Below are 7,599 nucleotides of genomic sequence, written 5' to 3' on the forward strand. Positions count from 1 at the left end.
CGTCCGTCTTGTGGAGAAAGAAATGAGTCAGGACATTAACAACACTGCTACGGCAAGCACCACACGCCGCGTCATGAAAAACTTGCGCTGGTATATGCTGGTGCTGTTTTTACTCGGCGTCACCGTTAACTACATCACGCGAAACTCGTTAGGTATTCTGGCCCCGGAACTCAAAGACAGTCTGGGTATCACCACCGAACAATACTCCTGGATCGTCGGCGCCTTCCAGCTCGCTTACACCCTTTTCCAGCCCCTGTGCGGCTGGCTGATTGATGTGATCGGTCTGAAGCTCGGCTTTATGATCTGCGCCTGTCTGTGGGCCATTGCCTGTATCGCGCACGCTGGCGCCGGGAACTGGCTGCATCTGGCGATCCTGCGTTTCTTTATGGGCGGCGCGGAAGCCGCTGCCACCCCGGCCAACGCCAAAACTCTTGGCGAATGGTTCCCGAAAGCCGAACGACCGATTGCCGCTGGCTGGGCAGGCGTGGGCTTCTCTATTGGCGCGATGTTAGCGCCGCCCATTATCTACTTTGCCCACGCCTCCTTTGGCTGGCAGGGCGCATTCATGTTCACCGGCGTATTGGCGCTGCTGTGGGTGATTCTGTGGTGGGTGTTCTACCATAACCCGGAACAACACCCGAATCTTGGCAAAGACGAACTGGCCTGGATCAAGCAGGACAATGAGCCCGCTCCTGTAAAACAGCCCTTCTTCACCGCGCTGAAAGGCGTCGCAAAAAACAAACGTTTTTATGGTATTGCCATCCCGGCATTTATGGCCGAACCGGCATGGGCAGTGTTCAGTTTCTGGATGCCGCTCTACTTCGCCAAAGAATACAATATGGATCTCAAGCAGATCGCCCTCTTTGCCTGGCTGCCGTTTCTCGCCGCCGATCTCGGCAGCGTGGCAAGTGGCTATCTGACCAGACTCTATACCCGTCTGTTCGGCTGCTCACGCGTTAACTCAACCATCGCCAGTTCCGTTACTGGTGCGTTCCTGATGATTTCACTCGCCGTGGTGGCGATCACCCGGGATCCCATTATTGCCGTGATCCTGATGTCCATCGGCGGCTTCGGGCATCAGATAATTTCCTGCATGCTGAGCGCACTGGTCGTGGAGTCGTTTGATAAAGGTCAGATGGCGACCGTAAACGGCATGCGCGGTTCGGCAGCGTGGATCGCCAGTTTCCTGTTCTCCCTTTTGATTGGTGTTACCGCTGACAAAATCGGCTTTAACCCACTCTTCATCGCCATGGGTTTCTTCGACCTGATTGGCGCTATTTTCCTGGTGGCATTTATTGCTGAACGTCGCGCCAAGCGCGCCTGATAGTGGATGTATTTATATGAAAACCCTGAAGAACTGGACCGTTGATAAGCAATCAGCGCATCATCTGGAACTGCTGGTGGATAACCAGCACCGCGTATGCCTGTACGTACTGGAAGAGAATCTGTTCCGTGTACTCATTAAGCGTAAAAGCAAGCTGGCGCTGGACAGAACCTGGAGCATCGCACCTAAACACGATGTGCCCTGGGAGGGGCGCTCTCGCGATGATATCAGCGGTTTTAGCTGCCCGGCATGGACCCTGGAGCAGCAGGACGAGACCGTGACGATCGGCACTGAACAGCTGCGCGTTACCGTCCACCAGCCGCTGTGGCTGGAGTGGCATTATCGCGATGAGACGGGCAACTGGCAGCTGCTGGCGAGCGATCGTAGCACCAGCGCCTATCTGCTGAACGCCCACGGCGACGGCGTGGCGCACTACCTGAGCCGCCGTAAAGATGAGCGCTTTTACGGGCTGGGTGAGAAAGCCGGGAATTTGCAGCGCAACGGTAAACGCTATGAGATGCGCAATCTGGACGCGATGGGCTATAACGCCGTTAGCACAGATCCGCTGTACAAACATATTCCCTTTACTATCACCCGCCGTGATGATGTGAGCTACGGTCTTTTTTATGACAACCTGAGCAGTTGCTGGCTGGATCTGGGTAATGAAATTGACAACTACCACACCGCGTATCGCCGCTGGCAGGCGGAAGCTGGTGATATTGATTACTACATGTTTACCGGCAAACGGGTGCTGGATGTCACCAAAGCGTTTGTGCGCCTGACAGGAAAAACGCTGTTTGGGCCAAAGTGGAGTCTGGGGTACAGCGGCTCGACCATGCACTACACCGACGCGCCGGACGCGCAAAACCAGCTGATGAACTTTATTCGCCTGTGCGAAGAGCACGCGATTCCATGCGATTCATTCCAGCTCTCTTCCGGTTATACCTCAATCAACGGTAAGCGTTACGTCTTCAACTGGAACTACGACAAAGTGCCGCAGCCAAAAGTGATGTCCCGCGCGTTCCATGACGCTGGTCTGAAACTCGCGGCCAACATCAAGCCGTGTTTGTTGCAGGATCACCCACGCTATAGCGAAGTGGCGGAAAAAGGTCTGTTCATTCGCGATTCAGAAACGAATGCCCCGGAACGCTCCAGTTTTTGGGATGATGAAGGTTCTAATCTCGATTTTACCAACCCACAAACGATTCAATGGTGGCAGGATGGCGTGACCACTCAGTTGCTGGAGATGGGCATCGACTCGACCTGGAACGACAACAACGAGTTTGAAGTGTGGGACGGCGAAGCCCGCTGTCACGGTTTTGGCCAGGAAATCGCCATCAAGCACATTCGCCCGGTGATGCCGCTGCTGATGATGCGCGCCTCACTGGAAGCCCAGCAGCGCTTTGCCCCGGAAAAACGACCGTATCTTATCTCGCGCTCCGGTTGTGCCGGGATGCAGCGTTACGTGCAGACCTGGAGCGGTGACAATCGCACCAACTGGGACACGCTGCGCTACAACACGCGAATGGGGCTGGGGATGAGCCTTTCCGGCCTGTTTAACGTTGGTCACGACGTGGGTGGGTTCTCCGGCGACAAACCGGATGCCGAACTGTTCGTGCGCTGGGTCCAGAATGGCGTGATGCACCCACGCTTTACCATTCACTCGTGGAATGATGACCATACGGTCAATGAACCGTGGATGTACCCGGGCGTCACACCCGCCATTCGCAGTGCGATTGAGCTGCGTTATCGCTTACTCCCGTATTTCTATACCCTGCTCTGGCAAGCCCATGCCGACGATGAGCCGATGCTGCGCCCGACCTTCCTCGACCATGAGCATGACGCGCAAACCTTCGAAGAGTGCGACGATTTCCTGCTCGGCCGCGATATTTTAGTCGCCAGCGTAGTGGAAGAAGGTCAACGCCAGCGCCGCGTCTGGTTACCGGATAACGAAACGGGCTGGTACGATTTTTACACTCACGAATGGTTCTCTGGCGGCCAGTGGATCACCCGCGATGCCCCACTGGAAAAACTGCCGCTACTGGTGCGGGCAGGCGCTGGTTTACCGCTTAGCGAACGCATCACCCACGTTAGCGCAGAGAAAGACGATACGCGCGAGGTGAAGCTCTTCCCCGTGAAGGGCACGGGCACAACGAGCGGCATGCTGTTTGAAGATGATGGCGAGAGCTGGAATTATCAGCAAGGCAATGCGCTGTGGCTCGCATGGGAGATGCGCTGTAGCGCCAGCGAGATTCATGTGAATTTCACCTCTACAGGGCACTATCAGCCCGCGTGGCGCAAACTGGCCATTACGCTGGCGGGTAACGATCCGCGCACGTTGTTTATCGACGGCAAAGAAGTTTCGCGGGACGATGCGCATTTTTGTCTCTCCCCCTCTACCTTGCAGTGACATCACCGGTGAGTCCCACTTTGTGCGGTTCTTACCTGTCAACAGAGACGCCCACGACGGGCGTCTCTGGGAGAGTCGGACATCAATGGACCCCTTCACGGAGTTTTTATGAACAAGACTATCTTAGCTGTCGTTGTCTCGCTTGCTGCCTTCAGCGCCCATTCAGCCTTTGCCGCCGAAGGCTTCACACCCAATTATGACGAAAGTAAAACAGGCTCCTTGTCACTGCCGCAGCTAATTCCGGCGGGCACAAAAGATGCCAGAGTCGAATGGGAAACCACGCGACGCAGTGAAATTTTAAATTTGTTTCATGACAATGTGTACGGCAAAGCATTCACCTTTAAGACGGTGAAAGTGATAAAAACATCGGCAAAGCATCCCTTAACGCTTTCCAAAGGCTATTGGCAAACGGTGGATTTGTCGCTGGATGGCCGACCGGCACAATTACTGATGTATATGCCTGAGTCCACCAAACCGGCGCCGGTATTCGTCGGTTACAACTTCTGCGGTAACCACGGGGTGACGTTCAATCCTGAACTGCCTGTTTCTACACAATGGGCGAACCCGCTGGTCTGCGGCAGCAAAGTCGACCCCACGCTGGTCACTACGCTGCACAATACCTTCACCCCCGCCTCGCGCGGCGTACGCGCTTATCGCTGGCCCTTCGATGACATCGTGTCGCAAGGCTTTGGGGTCGCTACCCTTTATTATGGTGACGTCGTCCCCGATAACCCGGCGGATTTTCAACGCTTTATTCAAACCAGCCGTCCCGGCGAAGCGGTGGGTGACTATTCCGCAATTGGCGTCTGGGCCGGTGGCTTAAGCGCCGTCGCGGATTATCTGCAGACCCGTAACGATGTCGACAGCAACCGTCTGGCGGTCGTCGGTCATTCTCGGTTGGGCAAAACGGCCCTCTGGGCGGGCGCCAATGATGTGCGTTTTCGCTACGTCATCGCCAACGACGCTGGTGAAGGTGGCGCGGCGCTGGCACGCCGCAACTATGGCGAAACGCTGGCGTCAATCACCACCGATTTCCCGCACTGGTTCTCGGCTAAATACGCGAGCTATGCCAATAATATTAATGCGTTACCCGTGGACCAGCATATGTTGATCTCCCTGATCGCCCCCCGCCCGGTGTATGTCGCCAGCGCGAAAGAGGATCAATGGTCGGATCCCAAAGGCGAGTTTTTATCCGTTGTGGCCGCCAAAAGCGTCTATCGACTTTATACCGATGATATTTTTACGACCGATCAACAGCCAAAAACAGGACAGCCGTTACACAGTCGTCTGAACTATCACTACCGCGAAGGCGTTCACGATATTTATCATTATGACTGGCAGCAGTATCTGGAGGTCGGTAAGAAATATTTGCAGGGAGAGACGTCGGTGTCGAAAGGTTAAGTATGGCGTTTGTGACCTTCCCCTGACTGCCAGCCGGGGAAGGTCTCAGGAAAAATGCCCAACGTTGCATTGGGCATTGCTCTGGCAGCCTGTTATTCGATGCCTTTGCTACGCAGATAATCTTCGTAGTTACCGGTGAAGTCGACAATACGTTCTGGCGTAATTTCAATCACGCGGGTTGCCAGCGAGCTAACAAATTCGCGGTCGTGAGAAACGAAGATCAGCGTGCCCTGATACATCTCCAGCGCCATATTCAGCGATTCGATAGATTCCATATCCAGGTGGTTGGTTGGTTCATCCATTACCAGAATATTCGGTTTCTGCATCATCAACTTACCGAATAGCATGCGCCCTTTTTCACCACCGGAGAGCACCTTAGCGGGCTTTTTGATATCGTCCTGGCTGAACAGCAGACGACCAAGGAAGCTACGAACAACTTGCTCATCGTCACCTTCCTGTTTCCACTGGCTCATCCATTCGAAAACGGTCAGATCGTTCTCAAACTCATACTCGTGATCCTGCGCGTAGTAGCCAATTTGCGCATTCTCAGACCATTTAACGGTGCCATTATCCGGCGCAATGTCGCCTACCAACGCTTTCAGCATGGTAGATTTACCCACGCCGTTCGCCCCCAGGATGGCAACCTTCTCACCCACTTCCAGCAGCAAATTGAAGTTTTTAAACAGCGGGCCGTTATCAAAACCTTTGGCCAGCGCTTCCACTTCCAGCGCGTTACGGAACAGTTTCTTGTCCTGTTCGAAACGAATGAACGGGTTCTGACGGCTGGACGCTTTCACCTCGTCGAGCTTGATTTTATCAATCTGACGCGCACGTGACGTTGCCTGACGTGATTTAGAAGCGTTGGCGCTAAAGCGGCTCACGAACGATTGCAGGTCGGCAATCTGCGCTTTTTTCTTGGCGTTATCGGCCAGCAGACGTTCACGCGCCTGGGTTGCCGCCGTCATGTATTCGTCATAGTTACCAGGGTAAACACGCAGCTCGCCGTAGTCGAGATCCGCCATGTGCGTACACACCATGTTCAGGAAGTGACGGTCGTGCGAGATGATGATCATGGTGCTGTCACGGTCGTTCAGCGTTTGCTCCAGCCAACGAATGGTGTCGATGTCCAGGTTGTTGGTCGGTTCATCGAGCAGCAGAATGTCCGGGTTAGAAAAGAGCGCCTGCGCCAGCAGCACACGCAGCTTCCAGCCTGGCGCGACTTCGCTCATCGGACCGTAATGCTGTTCTACCGGAATGCCCACTCCCAGCAGCAGTTCACCCGCACGGGACTCAGCGGAATAACCGTCCATTTCGCCGTATTTCACTTCCAGATCGGCCACTTTATAGCCGTCTTCCTCACTCATTTCCGGCAGCGCGTAGATGCGATCGCGTTCTTGTTTCACTTCCCACAGTTCAGCGTGGCCCATGATCACCGTATCCAGTACGGTGAACTCTTCGAACGCAAACTGATCCTGACGCAGCTTACCAATACGCTCATTGGGATCGAGGGAGACGTTACCCAGCGTCGGCTCAAGGTCGCCGCCGAGGATCTTCATAAAGGTGGATTTACCGCTACCGTTCGCGCCAATCAGGCCGTAACGGTTGCCGCCGCCAAATTTGACGGAAATATTTTCAAACAGCGGCTTGCTGCCGAACTGCATGGTGATGTTGTTGCTAAGGAGCAAAATTGATACTCTCTGCTAAGTGATTGAAAAGATTGAAATATGCAAAAGCAAAACGGGTTAACTTACAGTTACATACGATTTTCGAGCAAGAAACAAAAACAAGGCGACTCAGTGCGCAGACAGACAGAACTTGCCGAAAAATACTCTATTGCTAACAATCTTACCCTATCTGAGAAAAACTTTCAGGACTTGGGAATTTCAGCGTTCAAAGAGGGAAACAGACCTTCGCCTGGTGATATGCTCGAAGCAATCGAGCAAGGTCAAATTGAACAAGGCTCGACTATCATCATTGAATCGTTAGACCGCCTGAGCCGCCGAGGCATCGATGTGTAGTGGTCAACTAAAACTGGCCACCGCTTTAGAGTTTTTCCAGTATCGGTTTTCCGATTCGTTTGGTGATAATCCACCATTATATTCATGTGGCCTGAGCGAGCTGTAATATCCGACGATATAATCTGTGATCGCATGGGCTGCTTCGCTAAAGTTTATATAACCTGTCTCCGGCACCCACTCGTTTTTCAGACTCCTGAAGAAGCGTTCCATCGGGCTGTTATCCCAACAGTTTCCGCGTCGGCTCATGCTCTGCCTGAGCCGGCAACGCCACAGCAACTGCCGGAACTGCCTGCTTGTATAGTGGCTACCCTGGACGCCCTTCTAAGAGTCAAGCCGTTATCGGGATGCTGTTGACCTGCCTGTTTTGATTTCGCAGTAATGTGTAAACTTCGCGTGAGATATAGCGCTTCAGACAGCGTATTGCTTCCATTTTTGTATGTCCTTCA

General features: G+C 53.8%; 5 protein-coding genes and 2 pseudogenes. 4 read left to right on the forward strand and 3 right to left on the reverse strand.

All coding sequences use genetic code 11. The features are described 5' to 3' along the window. Positions 1–22: 22 nt before the first annotated feature. From CJP72_RS04275 to CJP72_RS04285, 3 genes are all read left to right on the forward strand, one after another. A complete protein-coding gene (locus CJP72_RS04275) occupies positions 23–1,324 on the forward strand; it encodes an MFS transporter (RefSeq protein ID WP_162379665.1) in 1,302 nt (433 codons plus the stop codon). Between the two features lie 16 nt (positions 1,325–1,340). Next, positions 1,341–3,734: a glycoside hydrolase family 31 protein gene (locus CJP72_RS04280; protein ID WP_162379666.1), complete on the forward strand. Its 2,394-nt coding sequence runs from the start codon at positions 1,341–1,343 to the stop codon at positions 3,732–3,734. Between the two features lie 108 nt (positions 3,735–3,842). Then, positions 3,843–5,135 (forward strand): glucuronyl esterase domain-containing protein, encoded by a 1,293-nt coding sequence (locus CJP72_RS04285; RefSeq protein WP_162379667.1) that lies wholly within the window; start codon positions 3,843–3,845, stop codon positions 5,133–5,135. A 92-nt stretch (positions 5,136–5,227) separates the two neighbouring features. Here CJP72_RS04285 and CJP72_RS04290 read toward each other — a convergent pair whose 3' ends face one another. Further along, positions 5,228–6,820 carry an ABC-F family ATPase gene (locus CJP72_RS04290; protein ID WP_162379668.1) on the reverse strand — a complete coding sequence of 531 codons (1,593 nt, stop codon included), beginning with the start codon at positions 6,818–6,820 and terminating at the stop codon, positions 5,228–5,230. Positions 6,821–6,859: 39 nt separating this feature from the next. On the opposite strand from CJP72_RS04290, the gene CJP72_RS04295 reads away from it, so the two are divergent. Next, positions 6,860–7,153 carry a recombinase family protein gene (locus CJP72_RS04295; RefSeq protein WP_238339994.1) on the forward strand — a complete coding sequence of 98 codons (294 nt, stop codon included), beginning with the start codon at positions 6,860–6,862 and terminating at the stop codon, positions 7,151–7,153. Positions 7,154–7,156: 3 nt separating this feature from the next. Here the strand turns inward: CJP72_RS04295 and CJP72_RS04300 are convergent. Together CJP72_RS04300 and CJP72_RS04305 are read right to left on the reverse strand one after the other, a co-directional pair. Next, positions 7,157–7,465, reverse strand: a pseudogene (locus tag CJP72_RS04300) (integrase core domain-containing protein); the annotation flags it as partial. Positions 7,466–7,481: 16 nt separating this feature from the next. Continuing rightward, a pseudogene (locus tag CJP72_RS04305) lies at positions 7,482–7,599 on the reverse strand (IS110 family transposase); the annotation flags it as partial.

This window comes from Citrobacter sp. NCU1, from assembly GCF_010231475.1.
Classification (GTDB): Bacteria; Pseudomonadota; Gammaproteobacteria; order Enterobacterales; family Enterobacteriaceae; genus Citrobacter_D.

What these genes read in the sequence shown, in the direction of transcription:
- CJP72_RS04285 (WP_162379667.1), top strand. Translation starts at nt 3,843, where the DNA reads ATGAACAAGACTATCTTAGCTGTCGTTGTCTCGCTTGCTGCCTTCAGC.
- CJP72_RS04280 (WP_162379666.1), top strand. Translation starts at nt 1,341, where the DNA reads ATGAAAACCCTGAAGAACTGGACCGTTGATAAGCAATCAGCGCATCAT.
- CJP72_RS04275 (WP_162379665.1), top strand. Translation starts at nt 23, where the DNA reads ATGAGTCAGGACATTAACAACACTGCTACGGCAAGCACCACACGCCGC.
- CJP72_RS04295 (WP_238339994.1), top strand. Translation starts at nt 6,860, where the DNA reads ATGCAAAAGCAAAACGGGTTAACTTACAGTTACATACGATTTTCGAGC.